General features: G+C 70.5%; 1 protein-coding gene. It reads right to left on the minus strand.

The genetic code is table 11. The features are described from left to right. On the minus strand, positions 1–854 hold an 854-nt coding region (locus ACQKIP_RS48140), incomplete at its 3' end, for a PA14 domain-containing protein (protein WP_427745950.1). Positions 855–1,019: the final 165 nt, after the last annotated feature.

The raw sequence follows: 1,019 nt of genomic DNA on the forward strand, positions 1-1,019 counted from the left end.
CAGACGTACACCTGGCCCTTGGTCTCCTGGCTGCCGCCCCAGGTGGTCACCGCGAGCTTGCCGTCGGGCAGCCAGTCCATCGCGGACACCTGCGGCTCGAATCCCTTGGGGCGCAGGTCGGTCAGGTCGTAGCCCGGGTTGACCGAGGTCAGCGGGAGGCCGTCGCCGGGGGTGTCATAGGTGCCCTCGCACTCCTTGCGGCCCGGCGCGGTGACGCGCACGACGTCGGCGTCGGTGCTGAGCACGGAGTTGGGCACGAGGGCGAAGGCATCGGCGCCCGGCGGCTTCCACTGGAGGGTGACCTGCTGGTCGCCCCCGCGGTCGAAGTGATCGATGCGCAGCGGGTGGTAACCCGGGTCGAGCGTGATCTCGCCGTCCTTGGGCTCGGCGCCGTGCAGCCCGTCGTGGTCGATGACCTGCTTGTCGCCGATGAACAGACGCGAGCCGTCGTCGCTGATCAGACGGAAGGTGTACGCGCCGTTCGAGGGGACGTTGACGTTGCCGATGATCTGCGAGACGAAGTTGTCGGTGAACCCGAAGCCGTCGGTGGAGGACCAGTCGGCGGTGGGGATCAGCTTGTCGACGTTGGGGGTCTGGGCGGGCTTGAGGTCGCAGAGCTTGCTGAGCGGGGACTGGACGTCGAACACCCGCAGGGTGACGCCGGGTTCCTGCGGCGGCAGGTCGGCGAAGGGCTTGTCGGCTGCGCCGGCGGCGGTCGGTGCGGTGAGCCCGGCGGCGAGCAGAAGCCCGAGGAATATCCCGGTGGTTCTGCCGGCTCTGCCGGTTCTGCGCGGTCTCAGCCGCGTGCGGCGGCGGATGCGGGGCGGGGGCGTGGGGTGCTCGTGTGGCGTCACTCGGTCTCCTGCTGGGCGCTGCGAGGCGGCCCGGGCCGCCTCGGCCCGTGTCCGCGGAGTGGAGTTCATGCACATACCGGTGGTGCGGGCCGCGGCTTTTGGCCGCGCGTCGCGCAGACTTCCGTACGAGAGCGACGCCTAGCGTACGAAGCACGCCTCACGTCG

Origin of the sequence: Streptomyces sp. NPDC059900 (assembly GCF_050270335.1) — a bacterium.
Classification (GTDB): Bacteria; Actinomycetota; Actinomycetes; order Streptomycetales; family Streptomycetaceae; genus Streptomyces.